A 20,760-nucleotide genomic window follows, 5' to 3' on the forward strand; every position below is an offset into this window, starting at 1 on the left:
ATCGCCAACCCCGGCATCGCGGCGCGCATTGCGCAACTGCGCGGCGCCCTGCGCCTGCTGGAGCCGCAGATGAATTTCTCCTGGGTGCCGGTGGTGGGGGATGTTTCCCGGCTGCCGTGCCGCGTCGGGCGGGGTGGACGTCATGCACTGCCTGCCGGCATCGATCGGGACCTGCGCGGCTGGCCTGACATCGACCGCGCCCTTTGGCACGCCGGACTGCAGCCCGGCGATCTCCTGGACGATCCGAAACATGCCGCGCGCCTTCGACCTCGCACAATCGAGGCGACCGCCCGGGGATACCGACGCTGGCTTATCTTCTTGCAGACGGAGGACCTGCTGACGGCGTCGGGGCCACCGGCGGCCCGAGTCACCAAGGACAATGTCCAGCGATATATCTCGGCGATGCGCGATGCTGGCTGTCGCAACTCGACCATCGTCACGCGGATTTCGGAACTGAGCACCGCCCTGAAAATCCTGCATCCCGAGTCGGATTTCGGCTGGCTGACATCGCCGGGCGGGCGCTGGCTCGGATCATTGCTGCCGTTCGATCGGCAAGCCATCCAGGTACCCAGCAGCAAGGTGCTCTACGACTGGGGACAAGGCATGATGCAAGCGGCCTTGGAGAACCCGCACCCCGACCAGCGTCGGATCGCGTACCGCAATGGATTGCTGATGGCCTTGTTGGCGGCCCGGGCGCCGCGCATCCAATCCATGGCCTGCCTGCGGCTGGGCCGGCATGTGATCCAGACCGAGTCCGGCTATCGCCTGATCTTTGAGGCGGAGAACATCAAGACCCGCCGGCCGCTGGAATATCATGCGCCGGCGGGATTGAGTGCCGCCATCGCGCATTACGTCTCCGTCGAGCGCGCGGAACTGCTGGGGGGACAGAGCCACGACTGGTTCTGGGTAGACGCGTATGGGCAGCCACTCAGCCGAATCAAATTAACGGCGATCATTCGCCATTGCTCGCGGCAGCACTTTGGCGCCGCGTTCGGGCCGCACCGGTTCCGACATGCCCTGGGTACGACGGCGCCTCTGGTCGATCCCGCCCATCCCGGCGTGGCGTCCGCCGTCCTCGGCATCTCCGCGCACATGGTGGAAGAACACTACAACCGGGCCGGACAGCAGGAAGCCGCCAAGCGATTCCATGCTGCGTTTCGGGAGGAACGGAGCCGCAGCCAAGCTCTGGCGCAACGGGAATTCGGCAAATGGCGCAGGGGCTGACATCTTCTTTTCAGGAGCCACTGTAGTCACGAGGACGGGATAACATGGGGACAGAACAGGACATTACGTGACAGGTGGTGCCGTCACTTCCGGGACCGCAGGAGGAGCAGCTGAATGTCTTCTTCCGAGATGCGGATGCTGCACCCGATCCGGTGCACGTGCAGGTCGCCGGCATCGATCATGCGGTGGACGGTGCGAATGGAGAGACCGAGCTTCTCGGCGGTGGCGGGGGACGGTGAGCAGTGGCGCGAGGCGCGATGGCGACGTGGCCATGGCGAGGTCCTTTCTGATCGTGGAGAAGGGACCCGCGCCGGCGAAACGGACGGCCGGACTTTTCTCGGCCGCGGCGCCGCCGGCGCGGGACGAGCACCACCGCGCCGGTCCGGTGGCCGGCATGTACAGCATCGGGGACGCGGGCTTGGTGCTCATCCCGCAAGCCTGCCGTCACGACTTGATCGGCGTGCCCGCGGACGGCGGTCAGGGGGGCGGACGGAAAACCCTTGGGTTCAGAGCGGGGGACGTGTCGTCACCGGCACCTGGCGGCCCCTCCTGACCCCGCCGCGTCACGACCTGGCCTGCGACGGTCGCGGACACCGCCATCCCGATCCGTCGTGCCTTCCGTCGCAGCGCTGTCGCGGGTTTGTCGCGCTCTCCGTAGAGGCTCTGTCGAACCGCTGTATCGGCTTTGTAGTGGTGCTGTCGCACCGTCTGTAGCGGTCCTGTAGCGCCCGTGGGCGGAACGGATGTGGGGCAGACCAAGTGACCCCTCGGGTCAGGAAGGGGCGCGTCGGCGCGCCGTTGCGGAGGCGCGAAAACAGGCCCTTTCGGGCAGCATGTCCTCCGGTGCTCGGGCCGACCGTCACGTCGTGCACATGCGCACATTCTACCAGGATGCCGCGATGCCGACCTCCTTGTCCTCCCCCGCCTTCCTCTCGGTGCGCCTGCCGCCGGCCACCCGCGACCGGCTGAAGGCCGTCGCGGCGGCGCGCGGTGAGAGCGTCCAAGGGCTGGTTGGCAGTCTGGTTGAGCAGTTCCTGGCCGAGCAGGGCAGGGCGCCCGACCTCGCGACCATCCTGCGGGTGCTGCGCGCCCATGCCGAGCCTCTCCAGCAGCGCGGCCTCGCCACGCTCTGGGTGTTCGGCTCCGTCGCCCGGGGCGAGGCGCGCGCCGACAGCGACGTGGACCTGATGGCCGCGTTCGATCCCGCCACGACGCTGTCGCTGGTCGGCCTGGCCTCGCTGCGGGCGGAGCTGTCCGACCTGCTGCAGGCGCCCGCCGACCTGGTGGAGCGCAGCGCCCTGCGCCCAGCCGTGCGGGAGGCGGCCGACCGTGAGGCGGTACGGGTGTGGTGAGACGGCGCGGCACGCGCGAGCGGCTGGAGGACATCCGGGACGCCGCCGAGGATGCACTGGCCTTCGCGGCCGGGCTGGACGACGCTGCCTTCGCGGCGCTGCCGATGGCCGACCGGCGAACCTACCCGGCGCTGAAGAATGCACTTGCCGAGATCGGCGGGGCGGTGAAGCTGTTGCCTGTCCGAGTTGCTGGCGCGGCATCCGACGGTGGACTGGCGCGGCTGGGCGGGGCTGCGCGACATCGTGTCGCACCAGTATTTCAGCCTGGAACTGCCCCGCCTGCAACCGACCATCCGGGACGACCTGCCCGCGCTGCTCGCGGCCGTCAGGAGCGAGCTCGACGGGTCCTGACCCCATGCGCCCCATCCCGAGGCATCAGGAGAGACCAGACACCGGCCGGTACATCGGCTGCTGTTGGCCGGAATCGGCCTTGATGTAGTACGTATAACGTAGTACGTCTTTCGTCATGACTATCCAGTCCTTTCGGGATGCGGACACGGAGGCGCTCTATCGGACCGACCGCAACAAGCGCTGGACGAACGTCGCGAAAGTGGCGCTGCGAAAGCTGGACATGCTGAATGCCGCGGCCGTCCTGAACGACCTGCGCATCCCGCCCGCGAACCGGCTGGAGGCGTTGCGGGGCGACGGCGCCGGGCAGCATAGCATCCGGATCAACGACCAGTGGCGGGTGTGCTTCTGCTGGACGGAGGCCGGGCCGGCGGATGTCGAGATCACCGACTACCATTGAGGACGGCATGTACACCGATCGGATCACGACCCATCCCGGCGAGGTGCTCCGCGAGGAGTTCATGGTGCCGCTCGGCCTGAGCGCGAACGCGCTGGCGCGCGACCTGCACGTCCCGCCGAACCGCATCACGGCCATCATCGCGCGCGAAGATCCGCGAGCCGTCACGCCGGATACCGCCCTGCGGCTCAGCCGGTATTTCGGGACCACGCCGGAGTTCTGGCTGAACCTGCAGACGGCATTCGACCTGTCGCAGACGCGCGCCGTGAGTGCCGCGCGCATCGCGGAAGAGGTGCGGCCGCGGGCGGCATAGCAGCTCGCTCCGGGTACATCGGGCCGCCTGCGCCTGCGCGGCGACAATCAGGATGGTTGGCGTATTGCCTCATCCAGATCGTCGCGCTACATGCGCCATGCGATCGGCGAGAAGGCGGTGCCGGACTACGTGGAAGATGACTGGCAGGCGCTCGATCGGCTCGCCCGCATGCCGACACCGCGGCGGCATCGGCGGATGGGGTTTGGTCAACCCGCAGAACGGCTGGCGACGCCTTTCGCTGCCGATCCGGAGCATGATCCGGGCGACGCACGAGGCATGCCAGTCCACCGCTCCGCCAAGCTCCGCGCCTGGCTGGCTGGACGGGAGGCCGAGATCGAAGTGTTCTACCTGCCCGGCTACAGCCCGGAGCTGAACCCTAATGAGGGCATCAACGGTGACCTGAAGCAGACGGTGACCCGCAAGGAGCCGGCCCGCAGCAAGGCGCAGCTCAAGCGTGCCGTCCTCGGGCACATGCGCGGCCTGTCAAAATCGCCCAACCGCGTGCGCAGCTTCTTTCTGGCCACAAGACCTTCCGCTACGCCGCCTAATTCAAGATCGCCCGGGCCGAATCAATAAGTTGGCTATGCGTGCAGCGAGCGTTCATCTGTTGCGCACTTGGTGCGGGAGGACTGCGCCAGTCGCTTCAGCGTGGCCACTTGCCGGAAGAAGTCGTGGCGGGGCTGCGCAGGCGACCCGAGGACGATGGCACCGGGTGCGATGTTGCCGATAACGCCGGCCTGGGCCCCCACCTGCGCGCCACGGCCGATGCGGACATGGCCCGTGAAGGCCGCCTGGCCGCCGACCTGAACGTAGTCCTCGAGCACCGTGGAACCAGAGATGCCCACCTGCGCCACGATCACGCAGCAGCGGCCCACGCGGACGTTGTGCCCGATCTGCACTAAGTTATCGATTCGCGTCCCGGCGCCGATCACCGTGTTCTGCATGGACCCACGGTCAACTGTCGAGTTGGCGCCGATCTCCACATCGTCCTCCAGCAGCACCAGGCCCAGCTGCGGGATGGTGAGAAAGCCGGTCTTGGTGTGGGCGAAGCTGAACCCTTCCTGCCCGATCCGCACCCCGGGGTGCAGGATCACGCGCGCGCCCAGCAGCGCGTGGCTGATACTGACATGCGCGCCGATGCGGCAGTCCGAGCCTATCTGCACGCCCCGGCCGATGCTGGTGTAGGGGCCGATGCGGCAGCCCGGCCCGATGTTGGCGCCGGCTTCGATGCAACAGAACGGACCAACCTCGGCCAAGGGGTCAACCGTGGCGTCTGGCGATACCAGGGACGACCCGTGGATGCCAGGGTTGGCCGGAGGCACCGGGTGGAACATGCCGGCGACCCGCGCCCAGCCTTCATAGGTGGCCGGAGCTAGGATAGCGACGGCAGTGTGGGGGACCTGGCCGGCCATGTCGGGGTGCACGACGACCGCGCCGGCGCGGGTGGTAGCCAAAGCGGCCGCATAGCGCCCGTCATGCAGGAAGCTGACCTCAAGCGGGCCAGCGACATCCAAAGCCGCGACTCCGGTCAGCATTAGCCCCGACTCGGCCGCGCTGCCGCCAGCCACGCGGGCCACATCGCAGATGTTAAATGGGCCACTTCGTGCGTAGAAGCGCGGGTCGCCAATAGGGTTAATATCCATGGTATTCTTTGTTTGGCATGCCCTAAATTCCGCGATATCTCACCCGCCTGACGATGAACTGGCGCTAAGTTCATGACCAGCCCCTACCAAGCGTTCAGGCAGGATTTTAGTGGACAGTCGGGACACGAAGCTGCGTGGAGCCCACCGGGCCTGACCCATTTGCGGCGGCTGGCGCCAGGCTTCCGGTGCGGGTGGTCGGTAGCCGAGGGCGCTGTGCGGCTGGACTAGCCTGCCTTATTCACCGCGGAGCCGGGAGTGGCTGGCGGGTGTAGCGTAAGCTGCTGATTGTGTTTACGGATCTGGGTGTCGAGACCAAACCGCACACGCCCAGGCCGCGCCACACCCGCCATGCACGACGATACGATGCTGCCGTTCACGCTGCCAGCCGTCCGCCGCAAGAAGGTCACCGCCGCCTTCGATGGCGGCCGCCTCACTTCGGACGGCGGCGCCGTCCTGCTGGGGCAGGCGGAACGGCGGCTCGACATCGCCGCGCGCCTGGCGGCGGTGATCCGCGATCCGCGTGACCCGACACGGGTGATCCATCCGCTGGCCGACATCCTGCGGGCGCGCATGCTGGCGATCGCCTGCGGCTACGAGGACGCCGACGACCTGGACCACCTGCGCGCCGATCCCGCCCTCAAGCTCGCCTGCGGCCGCCTGCCGGAGACGCAGGCGGATCTCCCGTCGCAGCCGACGATGTCGCGGTGGGAAAACGCCCCCTCCTTGCGCGAGGTGATCCGCCTGATGCGGGTGATGGTCGATCTCTACTGCGCCAGCTACGCGCGGCCGCCCGCCGCGGTGACGCTCGACATCGACGACACCTGCGACGTGGTGCACGGCCACCAGCAACTGTCGCTGTTCAACGGCCATTACGGCGAACGCTGCTTCCTGCCGATCCACGTCTACGACACCGCCACCGCGCGGCCGGTGGCGGTGCTGCTGCGTCCCGGCAAGACGCCGTCGGGCAAGGAGATCCGCGGCCACCTGCGGCGCCTGGTGCGGCGGATCCGGCGGCACTGGCCCGCCACCCGCCTGACCATCCGCGGCGACGGCCACTACGGCCGCCCGGAGGTGATGGCCTGGTGCGAGCAGGAGGGCATCGACTACGTCTTCGGCCTGTCCGGCAACGCCGTGCTGCACGCGGCAGTGGAGGCCGCGGCAGACGACATCCGCACCCGCCGCGCCGAGGGCCAGGCCGCCGTCCTGCGCGGCTATGCCGAGACGCGCTACGCCGCCCGCTCCTGGGCGCAGCCCCGCCGCGTCTGTGCCCGCATCGAGGCCACTTCCCTCGGCCTGGACATCCGCTTCGTGGTCACCAGCCTCACGCATGGCAATGCCGGGTGGATCTACGACAGCCTGTATTGCGCACGCGGACAGGCGGAGAACCTGATCAAGATGCACAAGGCCCAACTCGCCTCCGACCGCACCTCATGCCGAGCGCCGTTAGCCAACCAGATCCGCCTGATCCTGCACACCGCCGCCTACTGGCTGATGCTCACGCTGCGCGATGTCATTCCCCGCACCCATGCCCTCGCGACCGCCGAGTTCGCCACCCTGCGGCTGCGCCTGCTCAAGCTCGGCGCCCGCGTCAGCGAAACCGCCAGCCGCGTGCGCATCGCCTTCACCGCGGCCTGTCCCGAGGCGCCGCTCATCCGCGGTCTCGCGGCAGCCCTGTTGCCTGCCGGGCCGTGAAGGCCGGGGCAGATGCCCCACCGAGCCCGACCAACAGCAACCCTCCAGCGCCGACAATCCGACATCACCTCGCGGCAGTTCCGCTGCCGCGCTGACGCGCGTCCTACGTCGCGCAGCAACAAACCGGACAGACCTCGTGAATAGGACAGGCTAGACCTCCCCTCATTCGGTGGACACCGCTGCTAAGCTCAGGTGGAGCGAGATGTCCCGATGACCAGCAAGACGAGACGGACCTTCACCGACGAGTTCAAGGCCGAGACGATAGCGCTGTTGGAGAGCAGCGGCCGGCCGCTGTCGCAGATCGCCCAGGAACTCGGCATCGAGCAGTCGGTGTTGCGGACCTGGCGGCGCAAGTTGCGTCCATCAGGGGTGCAATCGGCGCGCCCAGTTGCCTCCGTCCTCAATGGCAACGCGCCTACGGTGCCGACCGTGACGGCTGATCAAGCCGAGATCCACCGCCTGCGTCGCGAGCTGGAGCGCATGCAGATGGAGCGCGACATTTTAAAGAAGGCTATCGGCATCTTCTCGGGGCCCACGAAATGAGGTTCCGCTTCATCGACGAATCCCGCCAAGTCTTCCCGGTGCGGGTCATGTGCGAGGTGCTCAAGGTCTCGCCAGCAGGCTACTACGCTTGGCGCGGGCGCCGGAGAGCCGCCGGGCCGCCGCGAACCGCGCGTTGCCGGGCGAGATTCGCCGCGTCCACCACTGCAGCCGCGGCCGCTACGGCAGCCCACGTGTGCACGCTGCCTTGCGCGCCGAGGGGGTCCGGGCCGGGCGGCACCGGGTCGCGGACCTCATGCGCCGGCACGGCACCGGGGCACGAACGAAAACACGAACGGGCTGCTGCGGCAGTACTTCCCGAAGGGCACCGACCTGAGTGTGCATACCGACGAAGACCTCGAGGCAGTCGCAGCGGCGCTGAATGCAAGGCCTCGCAAGTCGCTGCGCTGGCGAACACCCGCCGAGGCGCTTGACGAGGTGCTGCGTTCGATCCACGCCAGTGTTGCGACGACCACTTGAATCCGCCCAATACGCTGCCGCGGCCTACCGGGCGGCACTCGCCAGCATCGGCGCGCACTGCTCCATGAGCCGCAAGGGTGATCCCTTCGACAACGCGCCGATGGAAAGCTTCTTCAAGACCCTCAAGGCCGAACTCGCCGACGATGCCGACTACGCAACCCACGCCTAAGCGCGCCGCGACGTGTTTGCCTTCCTCGAGGGCTGGTACAGCCGCCAGCGCCTCCATTCAGCAATTGGCTACATCACCCCAGAGCAGATGGAGCTGACTGCAACCTGATCACCCCCCAACCAGGTGTTCACACAATCCGGGGAAGTCCAGTAGCCACATTAATCATGTTGACGTACGCTCGACCTTATCAGGTGGGGCAAGCCCATGGCCAAGCGAGTTCAGCCCCGGAAGCGGCAAGCGGAGCTGGCCAACTCGCCGGCCCAGCCTGGCGCCGCTACTTGGCGTAATTGAATTCGGGAAGCATCTTCAAGGAATCCTTCGTGGCACCCGGCAGGACCATGTTCTTGTCGCCGACCTTCATTGTGTCGTAGGGCACGACCACCAGCCTCGTGCCCATCCCAAGAAACCCGCCGACCGACAGCACGGCGTAAGGCACATTCTGCTTGGGGGTCACGATCAGGTCGTCGATCGTGCCGACCTTTTCGTTTGCCTCGTTCACCACCGTGGCGCCGAGCACCTTGGAGACCCGCAATCCAGTGGCGAGCGTTTGCGGGTCCACCTTCATCAGGGTGATGGTCTGGGGCGTGCCCTGGGCAAGCACAGGTGGGGCCAGCATGGCCGCCCCGACGATCGCTGCACCAGTGAGAAAGACGATCTTGCTCATGGTCATCCCTTTGTCGGTCCAGTGCGCACTGCCGCCGCCCATTGCTGGAAGGATACTGCCGGCGCAGCTCTTCGGCAACTGGGTCACTTCTTTGCGCTGCCCCCGTGCTGTTCGGCATGCTGTTTCGCGGCCTCCTCAGCGTGACGCTCGGCGTGCAGATGGTGGCCCTGTGCCACGACCGCGTGATGCGCGGCCTTTTCAACCGATCCCGCTTCGTAGTGCTTCGCAGCCTCACGATGATGCTGTGCGGCTTTTTCATGATGCTCTGCGGACTGGACGTGGTGTTCGGCAACTTTGGGCTTCGTGGTAGCTGACATGACTGTGTCCTTTCTCCTGCCGCCCGCTTTGGCGAGTATTCGTCACATCCAGGCGTCGCCGCACGCGGTGGTGGGTTTGTTATCGGCCGGATGCCTGCCGGTTCGCTTGCATCACGCGCTCGCTCACCAGCCTCCCGCCTTGCACGGAGCACCCGGGCGGCCGATCTCCGCGTGAAGCCGAAAGGCTATCGAGCCGGCGGTCGCGACGAACGAGGCCGTCGGCTCTGGTACTATTTCTTTACTGCGTCTCTGACTGTGTCTTTGAGACCGCCGACGGCATTCTGAATCTTGCCTTCGGCCTGATCGGCCTTTCCTTCGGATTGCAGCTTGGTATCACCTGCCGCTTTGCCGACCGCCTCCATGATTGAGCCCTTGATTTGTTTTGCCGACCCGGTCCTTGTCCACTGTACTGCCTCCAAAATTTCCACAGATAGAACGGCTGCCTATTCGTTGTGCGAGAGACATTGTCCCTGCAGGTGCGAATGCTAGGTGCCGCGCAGCTCTCCGCCTTGACCAAGATCACTCGGGCGCGGTGCCTTGCGGCGGTTGGACTTGCTCCGGTTTTGTGAAGAGGTAATCGGTCAGTCGGCTGCCATCTTCTCGAACTGGTCCGGGTTGGTGAGGTCGAATGCAGAGTGGCGCCGCCGGGCGTAGGTAGTTTCCGACCCTTCTGGGCGAGAAGTGCAAAAGCTTGGATTAGACACGACAGACATTGTGCGACACTTTCGCAATCAGGGCGGTCGCGCCGGGCAGACTTTGACGTTGACGGCATCGACGCCCTGCTCGCGGCACAGCGCCGCGGTCAAGCCCCGCAGCCGCGAAGCGGGGCGCCGCAGGCGCCGGGCTTGAGGGCGGCGTTCTGTCCGAGAGAAGCTGGCGAAGGCCGCCTGTCGCGTTCAGATCGGACACTGTCCGACACATCCAGTGCCAACTTATACACGAGAAGGCAGGCGCGCTACAGCAGTGCTGCAAGCCTTCTGCGAGGAAGTTCCATGGTGAACCCGAAAGAAGTCTGGACGGCCAAGCCGGATCGACCGCTCTGCACGGAGTCGCTCGGCTTTGAGCTTTGCGTGCGGTCGTCCACTCAGGCGGGCCAAATCCGCTTCACCGTCCGTAACAGGCCAGACCGCGCGGGCGACCCTTCGTGCGTCCTCGTGGCGGGCAAGCGGCCGTCGGCCATGCAGGCGATGGCGGCCGCAGAGCGGGCGGCGGCGGCGCTGTCCTGCAGGCAGCCGGGGCGGCCCTCACTGGAGCAGCAGCCTCATCCGTCGGGCAAGGGCCCGGCGCACCGGCGCGTCACGCTCCAAGACCTGCGGGCGCTGTCCGGTGCGTGACGCGGCAAGTGCGCCCGGCGAGGAGCGGCGGCGGATCCTGGCCCTGATCGCGCCTTACGAGGCGCCGAGCGTCGGGCGCAGCCTGTGGCAACTCGCCTCGACCCTGCTCGCCTACGCGGCGCTGGAGACGGCGATGTATGCCAGCCTGGGCGTCTCGTACTGGCTCACGCTCGCGCTCGCGTTGCCGACGGCGGGCATGACGGTGCGGCTGTTCATCTTCCAACACGACTGCGGGCACCGATCGTTCTTCCGCTCGCAGTGGGCCAACGTCGCCGCCGGGCGGCTTTGCAGCCTGCTGACCTACACCCCATTCACGTGCTGGCGGCGGCAGCACGCCCAGCACCACGCGAGCTTCAACAACCTAGACCGGCGCGACAGGGGGCTCGACATCTACTCGAGCTGCGCGACCGTGCGGGAGTACGAGGCGCTGCCCGCGAGCCGGCGGCTCCTGTACCGCGCCTCGCGCCACCCCTTGCTGATGCTGCTCGTGCTGCCGCCCGTCGCGTTCCTGCTGCTCTACCGCGTGCCGTTCGACACGCCAGCGGGTTGGCGGCAGGAGCGGCAAAGCGTCTGGTGGACCAACGCGGGGCTCGTTTGCCTGATCGGCGCTCTGGTCGCGACGCTCGGCGCGCGCGCGGTCGCGTTGGTGCAGCTGCCGGTGGCGGTGCTCGGCTCGGCCGCCGGCGCGTGGCTGTTCACGGTGCAGCACCGGTTCGAGGCGTCGCAGTGGGAACCCAAGGAGGGCTGGAGCCAGGTGCAGGCGTCGCTCGAGGGCAGCTCCTATTTGAAGCTTTCCGCCGTGCTGCAGTGGTTCACCGGCAACATCGGCTTCCACCACATCCACCACCTGTCGTCCCGCGTGCCGAACTACAGGCTGCAAGAGTGCCACGAGGCGGCGATCCCGAGCGGGGCGGTCACGACGCTGACGCTGCGGGACGCGCTGACCGCGCCCTGCTACGCCCTGTGGGACGAGCAGCTCCGGCGCATGGTCCGCTTCCCTCGGCGGCGCTGGACGTGGTCCGTCCGGCGGCTCCCGCTCGGTCCCCTTAATGGGGAGACTCGAACCGTTCGATGAACGCCCAGCGTCGGCCGCCTTGTCGAGGCCCAGCTTACTGCCTGACTGCAAAATTGATCTCTGGCTGATAGTTCCGCTTGTTTCCTGGCCATAGCCGAAGGCGCGAAGCTGTATGTGGCTGTGACAATGAGCTTTGGCTCATTCCGGGGTCGCCACACGATTTGTATAAAACTGCACGCTAAGGGCAGATTAATCTGGTCACGGCGCGGCGCTCACCTGCTGCTGCAGACTCGAACGCGCACCCTCGACGGCACGCTCCGGCCCCTTTTCGAGCGCTGGTCTCCCGGGCTCGCCAATGACAACGCCGCCCCCGCACAGCTGGCAGCAGCGTGAGCACCCCACGAATCCTGATGCTCTCCTCTGGCTGCTATCCGCCCTATGCTCCATCGCTTCGTCCATCCCAATCGCAGGTGACTGCCCGCGCCATAACTTCGCAAACGGGCACTCAGCCGGACACGCAAGACGACAGACATGATCGTGCCCGCGCCCATAGAGACCAGGTAAAGATTCGCCGAGGGTCTTGGATTCGGTGTCGTGCCATACCACATACCACGGACGCCGTCCCTACTTGGGGTGGTAAAGCCAGTACAAGGATTTTGTTTTATGAATATATTCAATAGGAAGGCCTTGGGTGTAAAGCCACGATGGGACGGTCGGCGCATATTGTTTACGATCGAGATCGACGGGAATGGAGTACCGTGCGCGATTTCCCGCGCTGCCCTGGAATCGCTCGGCGATGGCCGGCGTCTCAGTGATGGCGATCTGCTGCCCAGCTTCGTGCAATCCTACACACGGATCGCGGATATCGCCGCCGCGATCTTCAGCAGCCGTCCGGACGGCATCACCGGGATAACCAGCGTCTGGGCCGACGATGTCGACGATCCTCTCTCGGCGTCGGCTGCGTCCGTCCCGATCGAACGAACACGTTCACGTATGCGGCACAGTGATCCCACGCCCTGCGGAATGGTCGTCAACTGCCGCGGCGGCACGCCCGCAGTGGCGGATTGACGGCAGCATGAGCAATGCCCTGAGCGAGTCGCTCGCTGCAAGAGGTCGCTTGACCGACCGAACCTGGAAGAACGCTCATGATGCATGCTTCGACACGTTGGACCATGATTCCGGGGAACGCAGACTTCCACCGCTATCTGGAATATTTTGTCCCGCCTGTCGTGGTCCCTGGCTTGATTGCCGCTGTGGTCATCGCTTTCGCCGCATGGCGGTGGTGGGAGGCATGGTGATTCCCAACTCGGCCACTTGCAGTGAATGTCCTTGGTGACCCACGCCAGCGCAGTCACGGCATTGGGTTTGAGCCGGCTGCAAACGAGTGATGGCGCAAGGAATGATGGCAATGGATATCGGGACCAGGCTGTTCACCTATTTCAAAGGGAGGCAAATCGGCGTCGACTCTGGCGGCAACCGGTATTTCGTCGAGCGCCGATCCCGCGGTGATCGCGTTCGTCTTCGTCGCTGGGTGATATACCCGGGGGCCTCGGACGCATCGTCCGTTCCGGCTGAATGGCATAGCTGGTTGCACTATACGACTGACGAACCGCTGCCGCAGACACCGCACTATGTCTGGCAAAAGCCCCATCTGAGCAACGCCACAGGCACGGTGGCCGCCTATCGCCCGGCCGGCCATGACTATTCGGGCGGCCAACGGGCTGCGGCGGACGGCGACTACGAGAGCTGGACCCCTGGCGGCCCGCAGCGATCTGTCGACGTCCCAAACGAGTTAGCGACTGCACGCCGATCGTGACTCGATGCACACTGATCTCTGTGGCGGTTTTGCCGTGAGGCGGTCCTGGTTTCGAAAACCTTCGGCGGTGCACGACTGAGGAGTAGGCCGAGGCAGAATGCCTGCCTCACTCCCTCGTTGAGAGCCTCTCATCCCCAGTTGAAGGTTAGGCCGATGTCGCCCGGCTTGCCACCGGGGAAATCCAGCACCTCGGCGTTGAGGCCGAAGCCAAGCGGGTGCAACTGTTCCTCCCAGAAATGGAACAAATCCGCAGCTTCCCCGCGCAGCGTCGTGCCCCAGCCGGGCTGCGCGGAATTGATGCTTCGTCCCCCGTCGGTGCAGACTTCGCTCGGGAAGCGCAGCGCGAGATAGCGGTGCTCGCCCTTTTCTGCGGCGCGACGCATCGCGGCGACCACGGCCAGGAGCTGCGCCGGATCGAGATGGCGGCCGATGGCGTCGCTGACCCGATTGGTTCGGGCGATCGCCGCCTGGGCTTGCGCATCGCGAACCGCTGATTGCTTCGCGTCGTTGTAGGCCTCTTCCAGCTGTCGCAGCTTCGCGGCCGTGTCCATGACGGTGCTCCTTCTGATTCATACGCGGCAATGGCGGCCGGCAGGCGTCACGCCGTCGTCAAAAGGCGAGCCAGGAACGAAAGGCGAAGAAGCCTAACATCAGCGCCAGCCCGACGGCTACAGTGATCCAGGGCTGCGTGAACCAGCCGACGTGCCGGTCCGGCCCGAGCGTCGCGCCGGCAGTCACCTTGGCCGGCAGTATAGCAATCAAGCGGCCGGCGATGACGGTGGCCGCTGGAAGCGACCAATGACTGCCAGGCATTGTGGCGATTGCTCGCCCCAGACATTCGACGGCGGCTTCCACCGGCATGGCGGCAAGCCGCTCGGCCTCTCGCCATGGATCCTCGCCCTGGCGCGCCAGCAGCGAGACGACGTTCAGCCTCTGTCCGCTGGCCTCGATGCCGACCTCGGAAAACAGGAATGGGTTCAGGTTCGAGCTGCTGAGCGAGAAGATTTCCGCTGCCGACATGTCATTTACCTCCGCCAGGTGAACCCGCGGCCGGCTTATGCCTCAACGCACGCGCCGACCCTGACCGGAAGCCGACCACCGGCAGGTTCCTGAACTCTACATGGCCTTCTCTGGCGCAAGAATCTGCGAGCATGCGTCTGCGAGTGCCGGGTTGGGAGCGGTGGCGCCCGGCATGGTGGCCCACCCGTCGTCAGAAACCATGCTGCGGCGCGTGTAGGACGATTCTTCTTTGCGCAGCTTCACAAGTTTCATCGCATCTGTGTCCTGCTGCGCCTTAGCCACGCAGGCGGGCACCAGCGCCGCCACCACGGCAGCATCTGCTTGTTCCTGGGCCGATTGCTGTGCGGAACCCGCCGTGCGCCAGCCCAGTTGTCCGAAGCCGACGACCGCGAGGGCGGCGGCACCGACCACGGCACCCCAAAATCCCGGTTTGATCCAAGGCGGCACTTGCATCGACATTTTCATGGATGTGACCCCTCGTGGGAAACATCGTCCCACTCGATCCGACACGTCACGTCGCAGAATTCAGGTGGGCGGCCCGCGCGCGGATTACATCGTGTCAACGGTAAAATGTCCGCTCGCGGTGAGTGCCAACATCGCGCAAGCGATGTCGGGCGTCACATTATGGACCTCATCCCGATTCGGGGCGTGTATGCTCCGAAGATATGAGCGCGCGCCTGCCCACGTCCATGGTGCTGAACGAGTTGCTGGCAGAGGTGCCCGCCGAGTGCGTCACGCTGAACTGGCTCATGGGCAGGTTGGGCGAGCGCTCCTTCGGCATCGTTCTGCTGATCCTCGGCCTCCTTGGCCTTGTGCCGGGGGCATCGGCTTTCGTCGGCGTGCTCCTGGCCGCACCCGCCTTGCAGATGATCCTGGCGCGCCCCGGCCCCACTTTCCCACGCCGCGTCGCCGGCCGCCCGTTCCCCACATGGCGGCTTGCAGGCGTAGTGCATCGGGCCGTGCCAGTACTGCGGTACCTGGAGAAGTTTGTCGAGCCACGCTGGCCCACGCCGTTCGAGGCGACGAAGCGGGTGGTTGGCGGCGTTGTCCTGCTGCTGGGCATGGGCTTGCTGGCTCCTGTTCCTCTGAGCAACTTCCCGCCGGCGCTGCTGATAGTCCTGATTTCCTTCGCCTACCTGGAGGAGGATGGGGCACTGCTCTGCGCTGCCCTGATGGCGGCGCTATTGTTGATTGCGCTTATCGCCACGGGCATCTGGCAGGCCGCAAGTGTGACCGGCTGGAGTTTGCGGTGCCTGACGTAGAGCCGCCAATCGCACCGCACCGTCGCTGCAGCATCAAAAACCCGCGAGCGGCAGGGCAGGGAAGAATCAGACGACCTGTGGCATCGGGTCCACCGCCAGCACCGGAAAGCGGAGCGTCCAGGCGGCGCCATTCTCCGAGTACAACTCGGCGGTGCCACGCACCTGCTGCACCAGTCGGCGGACCAGGCCGACGCCGTGCCGCTTGCTGCCAGGCTTCTCGACGAAGCCCGCGCCATCGTCTGCGACGGTCAGCACCGCCTCGCCGGTCGGCCTGGACCGGAGTAACGAGACACGGATGGTGCCGCGCCGATCGGGAAACGCATGCGTGTAGCTGTTGGACACCAGTTCCGCGACCGCCATGCCGAGCGCCGTCACCGTGTCGAGATCCGCTGGTACCGTCTCAGTGGTACAGGTCAGCTTTATCTCCTGGATGGCCCGTTCCTGAAGCGACGGCAGGTTCTCGCAAAGCGACTGGAGATACGCACCGAGATCGACGGTGCGGGCGGGACCGGAACCGAGCAGTTGCTCGTACACCTGCCCAAGCGTGGTGACGCGCCGGATCATTGCGCCGACCGACGCCCGTTCCGCTTCTCCCGATGCGTGCTGGAGATGACTCGTCAGCATGCTCCGGACGAACTGGAGGTTGTTGCGGACGCGATGGTGCAACTCCTGCGCCAGCATGGCCCGTTCCGCGAGCAGCCGGTCCTTCTCGGCCACCAACACGGCCATCTTCGCCGTCGTCACGCGCAGTAGCTCGTTGCGCGTCACCGTGGCGACCGCCTCGGCCAGCACATTCGCGAATCCGGTGAGGAAGTCCACGTCATGCTGGTCGTAGGTATGCTGTGTGGGGTTGTCGATCTCGAGCACACCGTACGGCTCGCCGTCGAGACTCCGGATGATCACGTCCACCGTGGAAACGATACCGTGCCGACCGTAGAAGGCCGGCGGTACCACGTCGTTGGCCTGCTCCAGATTCGGGATGATGACCGGAAGCCCAGTGATATAGGCACGGCCCTGCGGCGAGGTTTCGTCGGCCTGCGACACCACCAGTCCCACCACGCCCGCCTGCCAGCCATGGCCCGCCTCGATGAGGAGGTCGTTTTCGGCCTTGCGATAGCGGCAAATCTTGCAGAACGGGACCGCCAGGCCGTCAGCGCAGACCCGCGCAGCCTCAGTGAGGATGTTCTGGAGCACCGGTTCGCGGAAGGCATAGCTCCCGAACGCGGCCAGAGCGGCCTGCTGGCGCAGGAGCCGTTCCACGTCCCGGTCGAGCCGTCGGCTTGCCATTTCGGCCACCACCCCATTTATGGAATCGCCATTCGTCGACACGCGAGGCAGGATAGACTTTCGCCCGAGGCTTAAAACCGAATATGATGCTGACGGCGGACGGAATCAACGACCCAGTGTTCGATCGGAAAATCGATGATTAGTGTATTGATTGTAGAAAATGATTTCATGATTGCCGACTGCCTGGAGGAAATCCTGCTTGAAGCCGGCTACGACGTGTGCGGGATCGCCGGCACCGTTGCGGACGCTATTGAACTTGGGGAGCGTCTTCGGCCTGACCTCGGCTTGATCGACGTGTGTCTCTCGAACGGGGGGAATGGCACCAAGGTTGCTGAGGCTTTGCGACGGCGCGGCGCGTTTGGCGTGCTCTATGTGACCGGAAATCCGGAATATCCGGTGTTGAGCGGGGCTGAAGGCGAGGGGTGTCTGACCAAGCCCTACTCGGCCAGCAGCCTCATTGCCGCGCTGCGTATCGTAAGCGATCTGGCTGCCAATAGGCCCACGGCAGGCACCTTTCCGCGCGAGTTCCGGCGGCTCGGAGCCGTGATTTAACGTCCACGTCTCCCTGCCTCAGGGCTATGCCCATCCCGGCCGCCGGCGTCACGCTCGGCGAGTTGCCGTGGAGCTGTGCGCGGGCTGTCTCGTGCATCCGATTCATGCGGATGCTGCGGAAGTGCACAGCCAATCGTGCCTCAGGAACCCCGGTTGGCGGCGGGAATGGACATCCTTCACGCGATGGGGAGCGGTCCCGACGGGCCGCTATCTCGCGCTAACACATTGTGCATTCGCTTGGCGGCCAAGTCGGATAACGTGGTAAACTACCTGTTGCCTCAGGATTGACATGACTGCTGACGCTGATGTGAAGGTCGAAGCTGCGTCGCAGCTTCTTGCATCCCAAAGCATATTGAAGGTGCTCGGGCCCGGCCTCATCACCGGAGCAGCCGACGACGATCCGAGCGGCATTGCGACCTACAGTCAGGTCGGTGCGCAGTTCGGTTATGGCCTCGCGTGGGTGATGCTCTTCAGCTACCCGCTGATGGCCGTCACACAGGCAATCAGCGGGCGCATCGGGTGCGTTACCGGACGCGGCATCGCCCAGAACTTGCGCCGGCACTATCCAAGGTGGTTGCTGCAGGGCGTGGTACTGCTTCTGCTCATTGCCAACGTCGTCAATCTCGGCGCCGACCTCGGGGCCATGGGCGCGGCGCTGCAACTCATCATCGGTGGGTCGGAGATACCCTACATCGTCGGGTTCGCTGTCCTATGCGTGCTGCTGGAGGCATTTCTCAGCTATCGCCAGTATGCCACAGTCTTGAAATGGCTGACGCTATCGCTGTTCGCTTATGTCGCCGTGTTATTTGCCGTTGCCGTCCCTTGGCGCGAGGCGCTCACCCGCACTTTCCTGCCGACGATCGTGCTCGACGCTCCCCATGCAACCGCATTGGTTGCCCTTCTCGGCACCACGATCAGCCCCTACCTATTTTTCTGGCAGGCGTCACAGGAGGTGGAGGAGCAACTGCGCCGTACAGTGAAGCCGCTCTATGTTACACCCTCCCAATCCGGCTCCGAACTGGCACGCATGACCACCGACACCTGGGTTGGCATGGGCTACTCGAACCTGATCTCGCTGTTTATCATCATCGCGACTGCGGCCACGCTCCACGCCAGCGGGATTACCGACATCCAGAGCTCGTCGCAGGCGGCCGAGGCGCTGCGACCGATCGCCGGCGTCTTCACCTTTGCAGTGTTCGCCTGCGGCGTCATCGGAACCGGCCTGTTGGCGGTGCCGGTGCTGGCCGGGTCGGCCGCCTATGCAGTGTGCGAATGCTTCGACTGGATCGAAGGTCTCGACCATAAGCTGAAGGATGCTCGAGCGTTCTACACCATCATTACCCTCGCCACGCTGATTGGCCTTAGTCTGAACTTTATCGGCATCGATCCGATTAAGGCGCTCTACTGGAGCGCGGTCCTGAACGGAGTTCTGGCCGCCCCCCTTATGGCGACGATGCTACTGATCGCGACCAACCCGCGCATCATGGGCACGCTTATCCTGGGTCCAGCCATGCAAATCGTCGGATGGCTGGCCACAGCCGTTATGCTCCTCGCCACCATCGGGCTTCTGGTTTTGTGATTCCACACGGCGCACCCCGGGTGCCGATTTCCCCGCGTACGATCATTGATGCCTGTCTCGATACCAGGAACGGCGGCGCGATCGAGAACTTCCAGCCTGTTAGGATCCGGAGCACACGCTGCCATCTCCGGCAGGTCGCTTTCGAAAATAGCCAAGCGACCCTGGCTCTCGCGGAGGCCGGCATTGAGGAGACGTTGGGGATGTCCGCTCGCACTTTTCCCTGGTCGAACAGGATGAGGGATCTCGTTTGGCTGCACTCAGCACGTCAGATCGTCTGTGCCACTCTGATCGTCGCCGGCGTGATTTCTCTGGCCGTTCTGCAAAGCATGGCCTGGGCCTCCGTTCCGCAAGGCGTGTGGCTCATGGACTCGAAGGTGGCCGTTCAGATCTTCGACTGCAGCAATCTGTTATGTGGCCGGATCCTATGGCTGCAAATCCCGCGCGATCCTCAGGGTCAGCTGGACCGTGACAAGAATAACCCCGATCCGACGCTGCGGCCGCGGCGGCTGTGCGGTCTGACCATCCTTTGGGGACTGCATTCCACCGGCCCTGACCGCTGGGAAGGCGGCTGGTTTTACAATCCGGATGACGGAAAAACATACAACGTCTCAGCGGAACTCAGATCACCCGACTTGCTGGTCGCGCGCATTTATCGGGGGATCCGACTCTTCGGCGAGACCAAGACTCTGCACCGGGTTCCACACGGCACATCGGAAGGGTGGTGTTGAACAACATCGCCTCGGTGTTGATGGTCGGCAGCACCAGTGCTGCCCCGACGCCCCGAGCGGGACACACGGCGCCGAACAGATAGGCCCCATGGTAACGTTGATCGCGTGGCGCCCGTGGACGGCTGCCTTTGTCCGCCCAAATGTAGGTCAGGCTGCCTTGCTGGCCGATGCGCGCTTCGTCTTGCCACCAGAGTTCGATCGGCTTGCCGCGGGCGTGTTCGGGAATCGTCGCGGCGACCAATGCGGCGAAATTTTTTTGTGCGCCTCCTGGGCCGCGGCATCCTGTTCAGGATGCCGCGGGCGCACCGACACGCGGGAGAAGTTCAAGCGTGCCATCACTTTGCCCACGCTGCGCTCGTGCAGCTGCACACCGAACCGCTGAGTGATTTGGTCGCCCAGATCGACCAAACCCCAGCGGATGACCCCATGTTCCTCCAGCGTCGGACCACGGCGAACCCACTCCGCTACCACCCCTTCCTGCTCTGCTGTCAGCTTGCGTGGCGGTGCGCCGCGCTCCGGCCGGTTCTTCAGCCCTTCCAGACCCTCTGCGTTGTAGCGATGCACCCAGTCCCGCAGTGTCTGTCGGTCCATGCCTGCCGCGCGCGCCGCATCGGCCCGAGTATGGCCCCCCAGCACCAGGGCAAGCGCCAACATCCGCCGAGCCGCCGCCGCGTCCTGGGTGCGCGCCGCCGCAAGCCGCAAGCCCTGCGAATCCAGGTCAGTCCGAGTGATCGCCACGGTCATCGCTGCCGCCTCTTGCCTCTCGCCGCAGCGAATCGAACCGCTCCGAGCCGCTCCAACTCACATTCGAGTCAGCCCAAAGGGCGACTGGTATAAAACCCCTCCTGCACCATCAGGTCGATGTGGCCGAGATCGACATAGCCCAGAAGGCCGGCACCCGTCCGGGGCGGTTCGCGCTTCGTCCTCCCCTCACAGCAGCCAACGGTGCTGACGGCAGACACCTGCAGCCGCGCGGCGCCGGCTGGGCGATCCGGCCGCACGAGGAGGGCGGCAGGCAGTACGCCATG

At 65.3% G+C, this 20,760-nt stretch carries 26 protein-coding genes and 4 pseudogenes; 20 read left to right on the forward strand and 10 right to left on the reverse strand.

The window, feature by feature from the left end:
* A partial coding sequence (locus tag VFH59_RS01910; protein WP_325163199.1) for a tyrosine-type recombinase/integrase occupies positions 1 to 1,224 on the forward strand: 1,224 nt, incomplete at its 5' end.
* Between the two features lie 83 nt (positions 1,225 to 1,307).
* On the opposite strand, the pseudogene VFH59_RS18475 reads toward VFH59_RS01910, so the two are convergent.
* Positions 1,308 to 1,436: pseudogene (locus tag VFH59_RS18475) on the reverse strand (helix-turn-helix domain-containing protein); the annotation flags it as partial.
* 660 nt (positions 1,437 to 2,096) lie between these two features.
* On the opposite strand from VFH59_RS18475, the gene VFH59_RS01915 reads away from it, so the two are divergent.
* The 5 genes from VFH59_RS01915 (at position 2,097) to VFH59_RS01935 (ending at position 4,210) form a co-directional block, all read left to right on the forward strand.
* Positions 2,097 to 2,576, forward strand: a complete 480-nt coding sequence (locus tag VFH59_RS01915; protein WP_325163200.1) for a nucleotidyltransferase family protein — start codon at positions 2,097 to 2,099, stop codon at positions 2,574 to 2,576.
* Between the two features lie 186 nt (positions 2,577 to 2,762).
* Positions 2,763 to 2,927: a DUF86 domain-containing protein gene (locus tag VFH59_RS01920; RefSeq protein WP_325163201.1), complete on the forward strand. Its 165-nt coding sequence runs from the start codon at positions 2,763 to 2,765 to the stop codon at positions 2,925 to 2,927.
* Positions 2,928 to 3,042: 115 nt separating this feature from the next.
* Positions 3,043 to 3,324 carry a type II toxin-antitoxin system RelE/ParE family toxin gene (locus VFH59_RS01925; protein ID WP_325163202.1) on the forward strand — a complete coding sequence of 94 codons (282 nt, stop codon included), beginning with the start codon at positions 3,043 to 3,045 and terminating at the stop codon, positions 3,322 to 3,324.
* A gap of 7 nt (positions 3,325 to 3,331) precedes the next feature.
* A complete protein-coding gene (locus VFH59_RS01930) occupies positions 3,332 to 3,634 on the forward strand; it encodes a HigA family addiction module antitoxin (RefSeq protein WP_325163203.1) in 303 nt (100 codons plus the stop codon).
* A 90-nt stretch (positions 3,635 to 3,724) separates the two neighbouring features.
* Positions 3,725 to 4,210 carry a transposase gene (locus tag VFH59_RS01935; RefSeq protein WP_325163204.1) on the forward strand — a complete coding sequence of 162 codons (486 nt, stop codon included), beginning with the start codon at positions 3,725 to 3,727 and terminating at the stop codon, positions 4,208 to 4,210.
* Positions 4,211 to 4,215: 5 nt separating this feature from the next.
* Here the strand turns inward: VFH59_RS01935 and lpxD are convergent, their stop codons facing one another.
* Positions 4,216 to 5,277, reverse strand: a complete 1,062-nt coding sequence (lpxD, locus tag VFH59_RS01940; protein WP_325163205.1) for a UDP-3-O-(3-hydroxymyristoyl)glucosamine N-acyltransferase — start codon at positions 5,275 to 5,277, stop codon at positions 4,216 to 4,218.
* A 348-nt stretch (positions 5,278 to 5,625) separates the two neighbouring features.
* Here lpxD and VFH59_RS01945 point away from each other — a divergent pair, with 348 nt between their 5' ends.
* From VFH59_RS01945 to VFH59_RS01955, 4 genes and pseudogenes are all read left to right on the forward strand, one after another.
* Positions 5,626 to 6,969 carry an IS1380 family transposase gene (locus VFH59_RS01945; RefSeq protein WP_325163206.1) on the forward strand — a complete coding sequence of 448 codons (1,344 nt, stop codon included), beginning with the start codon at positions 5,626 to 5,628 and terminating at the stop codon, positions 6,967 to 6,969.
* 210 nt (positions 6,970 to 7,179) lie between these two features.
* Entirely contained in the window at positions 7,180 to 7,512 is a 333-nt protein-coding gene (locus VFH59_RS01950) for a transposase (protein ID WP_325163207.1), read from the forward strand.
* 49 nt (positions 7,513 to 7,561) lie between these two features.
* Positions 7,562 to 7,846 carry an IS3 family transposase gene (locus VFH59_RS18480; protein WP_414655840.1) on the forward strand — a complete coding sequence of 95 codons (285 nt, stop codon included), beginning with the start codon at positions 7,562 to 7,564 and terminating at the stop codon, positions 7,844 to 7,846.
* A pseudogene (locus tag VFH59_RS01955) lies at positions 7,762 to 7,989 on the forward strand (transposase); the annotation flags it as partial. The gene VFH59_RS18480 and the pseudogene VFH59_RS01955, both read left to right, overlap by 85 nt.
* Positions 7,990 to 8,432: 443 nt before the next feature.
* On the opposite strand, the gene VFH59_RS01965 reads toward VFH59_RS01955, so the two are convergent.
* On the reverse strand, positions 8,433 to 8,822 hold the full coding sequence (locus tag VFH59_RS01965; protein WP_325163208.1) for a PRC-barrel domain-containing protein: 390 nt from the start codon (positions 8,820 to 8,822) through the stop codon (positions 8,433 to 8,435).
* A 104-nt stretch (positions 8,823 to 8,926) separates the two neighbouring features.
* On the opposite strand from VFH59_RS01965, the gene VFH59_RS01970 reads away from it, so the two are divergent.
* Positions 8,927 to 9,136: a hypothetical protein gene (locus VFH59_RS01970; RefSeq protein ID WP_325163209.1), complete on the forward strand. Its 210-nt coding sequence runs from the start codon at positions 8,927 to 8,929 to the stop codon at positions 9,134 to 9,136.
* Between the two features lie 233 nt (positions 9,137 to 9,369).
* On the opposite strand, the gene VFH59_RS01975 is transcribed toward VFH59_RS01970, so the two are convergent.
* A complete protein-coding gene (locus tag VFH59_RS01975) occupies positions 9,370 to 9,567 on the reverse strand; it encodes a CsbD family protein (protein WP_325163210.1) in 198 nt (65 codons plus the stop codon).
* A gap of 564 nt (positions 9,568 to 10,131) precedes the next feature.
* On the opposite strand from VFH59_RS01975, the gene VFH59_RS01980 reads away from it, so the two are divergent.
* From VFH59_RS01980 to VFH59_RS02000, 5 genes and pseudogenes are all read left to right on the forward strand, one after another.
* Positions 10,132 to 10,473, forward strand: coding sequence for a hypothetical protein (locus tag VFH59_RS01980; protein WP_325163211.1), 342 nt, complete (start codon positions 10,132 to 10,134; stop codon positions 10,471 to 10,473).
* On the forward strand, positions 10,466 to 11,548 hold the full coding sequence (locus tag VFH59_RS01985) for a fatty acid desaturase family protein (RefSeq protein WP_325163212.1): 1,083 nt from the start codon (positions 10,466 to 10,468) through the stop codon (positions 11,546 to 11,548). Before VFH59_RS01980 ends, VFH59_RS01985 begins: the two co-directional genes overlap by 8 nt.
* Before the next feature lie 180 nt (positions 11,549 to 11,728).
* Positions 11,729 to 11,881: pseudogene (locus tag VFH59_RS01990) on the forward strand (ISKra4 family transposase); the annotation flags it as partial.
* Between the two features lie 270 nt (positions 11,882 to 12,151).
* Positions 12,152 to 12,556 carry a DUF1488 family protein gene (locus VFH59_RS01995; RefSeq protein WP_325163213.1) on the forward strand — a complete coding sequence of 135 codons (405 nt, stop codon included), beginning with the start codon at positions 12,152 to 12,154 and terminating at the stop codon, positions 12,554 to 12,556.
* Between the two features lie 340 nt (positions 12,557 to 12,896).
* Positions 12,897 to 13,304, forward strand: coding sequence for an NADH:ubiquinone oxidoreductase subunit NDUFA12 (locus tag VFH59_RS02000; protein ID WP_325163214.1), 408 nt, complete (start codon positions 12,897 to 12,899; stop codon positions 13,302 to 13,304).
* Positions 13,305 to 13,432: 128 nt separating this feature from the next.
* Here VFH59_RS02000 and VFH59_RS02005 read toward each other — a convergent pair whose 3' ends face one another.
* The 3 genes from VFH59_RS02005 to VFH59_RS02015 all read right to left on the reverse strand — a co-directional run bounded on the left by VFH59_RS02005 (position 13,433) and on the right by VFH59_RS02015 (position 14,789).
* Complete coding sequence (locus VFH59_RS02005) at positions 13,433 to 13,855, reverse strand: hypothetical protein (RefSeq protein WP_325163215.1); 423 nt, start codon at positions 13,853 to 13,855, stop codon at positions 13,433 to 13,435.
* Positions 13,856 to 13,913: 58 nt separating this feature from the next.
* Positions 13,914 to 14,324 (reverse strand): hypothetical protein, encoded by a 411-nt coding sequence (locus tag VFH59_RS02010; protein WP_325163216.1) that lies wholly within the window; start codon positions 14,322 to 14,324, stop codon positions 13,914 to 13,916.
* 96 nt (positions 14,325 to 14,420) lie between these two features.
* Positions 14,421 to 14,789 (reverse strand): hypothetical protein, encoded by a 369-nt coding sequence (locus VFH59_RS02015; protein WP_325163217.1) that lies wholly within the window; start codon positions 14,787 to 14,789, stop codon positions 14,421 to 14,423.
* A gap of 200 nt (positions 14,790 to 14,989) precedes the next feature.
* On the opposite strand from VFH59_RS02015, the gene VFH59_RS02020 reads away from it, so the two are divergent.
* A complete protein-coding gene (locus VFH59_RS02020; protein WP_325163218.1) occupies positions 14,990 to 15,586 on the forward strand; it encodes an exopolysaccharide biosynthesis protein in 597 nt (198 codons plus the stop codon).
* A gap of 66 nt (positions 15,587 to 15,652) precedes the next feature.
* On the opposite strand, the gene VFH59_RS02025 is transcribed toward VFH59_RS02020, so the two are convergent.
* Positions 15,653 to 16,873: a histidine kinase dimerization/phosphoacceptor domain -containing protein gene (locus tag VFH59_RS02025; RefSeq protein ID WP_325163223.1), complete on the reverse strand. Its 1,221-nt coding sequence runs from the start codon at positions 16,871 to 16,873 to the stop codon at positions 15,653 to 15,655.
* 135 nt (positions 16,874 to 17,008) lie between these two features.
* Here VFH59_RS02025 and VFH59_RS02030 point away from each other — a divergent pair, with 135 nt between their 5' ends.
* The 3 genes from VFH59_RS02030 (at position 17,009) to VFH59_RS02040 (ending at position 19,732) form a co-directional block, all read left to right on the forward strand.
* On the forward strand, positions 17,009 to 17,425 hold the full coding sequence (locus VFH59_RS02030) for a response regulator (protein WP_325163219.1): 417 nt from the start codon (positions 17,009 to 17,011) through the stop codon (positions 17,423 to 17,425).
* Between the two features lie 289 nt (positions 17,426 to 17,714).
* The gene (locus VFH59_RS02035) at positions 17,715 to 19,004 is read left to right on the forward strand and encodes a divalent metal cation transporter (RefSeq protein ID WP_325163220.1); all 1,290 of its coding nucleotides are present in this window, start codon (positions 17,715 to 17,717) and stop codon (positions 19,002 to 19,004) included.
* A gap of 200 nt (positions 19,005 to 19,204) precedes the next feature.
* Entirely contained in the window at positions 19,205 to 19,732 is a 528-nt protein-coding gene (locus VFH59_RS02040) for a DUF2147 domain-containing protein (RefSeq protein WP_325163221.1), read from the forward strand.
* Positions 19,733 to 19,736: 4 nt separating this feature from the next.
* Here the strand turns inward: VFH59_RS02040 and VFH59_RS02045 are convergent.
* A pseudogene (locus VFH59_RS02045) lies at positions 19,737 to 20,476 on the reverse strand (IS630 family transposase); the annotation flags it as partial.
* A 68-nt stretch (positions 20,477 to 20,544) separates the two neighbouring features.
* The coding region (locus VFH59_RS02050) for a hypothetical protein (RefSeq protein WP_325163222.1) at positions 20,545 to 20,760 on the reverse strand (216 nt) is incomplete at its 5' end.

This window comes from Frateuria sp., assembly GCF_035695185.1.
Classification (GTDB): Bacteria; Pseudomonadota; Gammaproteobacteria; order Xanthomonadales; family Rhodanobacteraceae; genus Frateuria_A.

What these genes read in the sequence shown, in the direction of transcription:
- VFH59_RS01915 (WP_325163200.1), top strand. Translation starts at nt 2,097, where the DNA reads ATGCGCACATTCTACCAGGATGCCGCGATGCCGACCTCCTTGTCCTCC.
- VFH59_RS01925 (WP_325163202.1), top strand. Translation starts at nt 3,043, where the DNA reads ATGACTATCCAGTCCTTTCGGGATGCGGACACGGAGGCGCTCTATCGG.
- VFH59_RS01930 (WP_325163203.1), top strand. Translation starts at nt 3,332, where the DNA reads ATGTACACCGATCGGATCACGACCCATCCCGGCGAGGTGCTCCGCGAG.
- VFH59_RS01935 (WP_325163204.1), top strand. Translation starts at nt 3,725, where the DNA reads ATGCGCCATGCGATCGGCGAGAAGGCGGTGCCGGACTACGTGGAAGAT.
- lpxD (WP_325163205.1), bottom strand. Translation starts at nt 5,277, where the DNA reads ATGGATATTAACCCTATTGGCGACCCGCGCTTCTACGCACGAAGTGGC.
- VFH59_RS01945 (WP_325163206.1), top strand. Translation starts at nt 5,626, where the DNA reads ATGCACGACGATACGATGCTGCCGTTCACGCTGCCAGCCGTCCGCCGC.
- VFH59_RS01950 (WP_325163207.1), top strand. Translation starts at nt 7,180, where the DNA reads ATGACCAGCAAGACGAGACGGACCTTCACCGACGAGTTCAAGGCCGAG.
- VFH59_RS01965 (WP_325163208.1), bottom strand. Translation starts at nt 8,822, where the DNA reads ATGAGCAAGATCGTCTTTCTCACTGGTGCAGCGATCGTCGGGGCGGCC.
- VFH59_RS01980 (WP_325163211.1), top strand. Translation starts at nt 10,132, where the DNA reads ATGGTGAACCCGAAAGAAGTCTGGACGGCCAAGCCGGATCGACCGCTC.
- VFH59_RS01995 (WP_325163213.1), top strand. Translation starts at nt 12,152, where the DNA reads ATGAATATATTCAATAGGAAGGCCTTGGGTGTAAAGCCACGATGGGAC.
- VFH59_RS02000 (WP_325163214.1), top strand. Translation starts at nt 12,897, where the DNA reads ATGGATATCGGGACCAGGCTGTTCACCTATTTCAAAGGGAGGCAAATC.
- VFH59_RS02005 (WP_325163215.1), bottom strand. Translation starts at nt 13,855, where the DNA reads ATGGACACGGCCGCGAAGCTGCGACAGCTGGAAGAGGCCTACAACGAC.
- VFH59_RS02010 (WP_325163216.1), bottom strand. Translation starts at nt 14,324, where the DNA reads ATGTCGGCAGCGGAAATCTTCTCGCTCAGCAGCTCGAACCTGAACCCA.
- VFH59_RS02015 (WP_325163217.1), bottom strand. Translation starts at nt 14,789, where the DNA reads ATGAAAATGTCGATGCAAGTGCCGCCTTGGATCAAACCGGGATTTTGG.
- VFH59_RS02020 (WP_325163218.1), top strand. Translation starts at nt 14,990, where the DNA reads ATGAGCGCGCGCCTGCCCACGTCCATGGTGCTGAACGAGTTGCTGGCA.
- VFH59_RS02025 (WP_325163223.1), bottom strand. Translation starts at nt 16,873, where the DNA reads ATGGCAAGCCGACGGCTCGACCGGGACGTGGAACGGCTCCTGCGCCAG.
- VFH59_RS02030 (WP_325163219.1), top strand. Translation starts at nt 17,009, where the DNA reads ATGATTAGTGTATTGATTGTAGAAAATGATTTCATGATTGCCGACTGC.
- VFH59_RS02035 (WP_325163220.1), top strand. Translation starts at nt 17,715, where the DNA reads ATGACTGCTGACGCTGATGTGAAGGTCGAAGCTGCGTCGCAGCTTCTT.
- VFH59_RS02040 (WP_325163221.1), top strand. Translation starts at nt 19,205, where the DNA reads ATGTCCGCTCGCACTTTTCCCTGGTCGAACAGGATGAGGGATCTCGTT.